The sequence below is a fragment of the Veillonella fallax genome (genome assembly GCF_020687175.1).
Classification (GTDB): domain Bacteria; phylum Bacillota; class Negativicutes; order Veillonellales; family Veillonellaceae; genus Veillonella; species Veillonella fallax.
The window spans coordinates 1-1,824 of sequence record NZ_JAJEQD010000041.1 but is presented as its reverse complement, the minus strand read 5'-3'; the positions used below and the strand labels follow the sequence as shown (position 1 = coordinate 1,824).

2 tRNA genes are annotated in these 1,824 nt (G+C 36.1%); both read right to left on the bottom strand.

The window, feature by feature from the left end:
• Window positions 1-147: 147 nt before the first annotated feature.
• Window positions 148-224: transfer RNA gene (locus LKD20_RS09530), tRNA-Arg, on the bottom strand.
• A 112-nt stretch (window positions 225-336) separates the two neighbouring features.
• Window positions 337-412, bottom strand: a tRNA-Trp gene (locus LKD20_RS09525).
• Between the last annotated feature and the right edge of the window lie 1,412 nt (window positions 413-1,824).

The window sequence follows — 1,824 nt, the reverse complement described above, 5'->3', positions numbered from 1 at the left end:
CTTAAAATAGCGATGGAGCCAGTAATTTACTGGCTCCATCGCCTATAAAACCAACACGTTTTGTCCTATAACCCACACTTTTTGTCCTATAACCCGAAATGGTTTTGTAAAAATAAAAAAGCACCACATTACTGTGATGCTTTCATTTGGTGACCCAGAAGGGATTCGAACCCCTGGCCTTTTGATTCGTAGTCAAACGCTCTATCCAGCTGAGCTACTGAGTCATGTACTTGGTACTCACTTATATTAACATAACGCTTACATCTATGCAAGCATTTTTTTAATATTTTTTGAGTAATTTTATGGACATGCGGTCCGAAGACCGCAATCCAAATTTGGCAGGGGCAGTAGGACTTGAACCCACAACCAACGGTTTTGGAGACCGCTACTCTACCAATTGAGCTATACCCCTATGTTCATCAAGCTGTGCTTGATACTTGATTAGTTTAACAAAAATTAGGTTCCCTGTCAAGAAACAAAGCCCTTTAAAATAATGAAATAATAGTGAATTTAAAAGGAAAAAGAGCCCTTTCTCAAGGGCTCTTATGTCTACCTAACTTTTACCTTTATATATACGGGAGATGGTATATATAATTAGAGAGTTTTGTATATGTATTGTTTTGTTTATACACAGGGAGAGTATTGTTGTGTATTTAAGTGTTGTTTTATGTGTTGTATTGTTTTGTGTTGTGTTGTTTGTATTATTTGTAAAAGGGACAGGTAAAAGTTATTTGCAGTAGACCTCCATTTCCTTAGTTGATCTCAATCAACTATTGCTAGTATAAAGATTATATGTGAAAACATAGTGAAAGTTATATGAGATATAAATGAAATGAGTAAATTTTGGTGCATATTTAGGCAATACTAATGTAAGTATAAACCCAGTATTTATCTATATTTATAGCTTTATATGTGAATTTCAGATAAACCTATGCATGAATAGAATATGTAGTAGATAGTGATTATTAAAATTTAAAATTAAAGTAATATTAATTACATAAAGATGATTAATTAGTAAAGTTGATTAAAGAATAACTTGTATAATGATCTATTAAAGCAGTTAAACATAAAGTACTATGTATAGATATAGCAGTAAAAAGAGTAAAATTAGGGCTATATGGTGGATATTTGATCATTAAGAGGTAAATCTCCATTGAATAATATAGTGGTTATTTAGGGATAAATATTTAAAGATAGATATGAATGAATAATGTATATGTTACATAAATTGGGATGAGGTTTATATGTATTTACATGTATTTGGAGCTACTCAACTAATGTACGGTTCGGTAACATTGGCACGTTGTGCCGCGTTACCGTATGAATAGAGTTGGTTCCTACCACTAGTCGCGGCTTCCTATCACACTCGCCCATGGCAGTAGTTAACACTATGATCTAAATTAAAATATATACCTTAAAGGCTTCGTCGAACCTGATGCAATGGACGTATGCGTCGCTTAGGTCTAATTACTGTACGGTGGCCCTACTTGCTTCCTCACTGTGGATTTCCCTGCGCTACTAAGTAGCTTGGTAAATCTTACGTTCGGAAGAAGGTGATGTGTGGGCCCCATGCGTCGTGTTACTCCTCTGTGGCCTCACACCCTACCCTTCCCACGCCATCCGTATTGATGAATACACATAGATATTACTTGTACAACCTTGCCTGGAGGCGTCTCTAGCAGGGTTAGCTAGTCGAAGACTAGCAAAAAGAAAAAGGCCTACCTTTAGGTAGACCTTTTTCTTTTCCTTAATCAGCGGCTTCCTATCCTCCCAGGCCGTCTCCAGCCAAGTACTTTCGGCGTTTATGAGCTTAACTACTGTGTT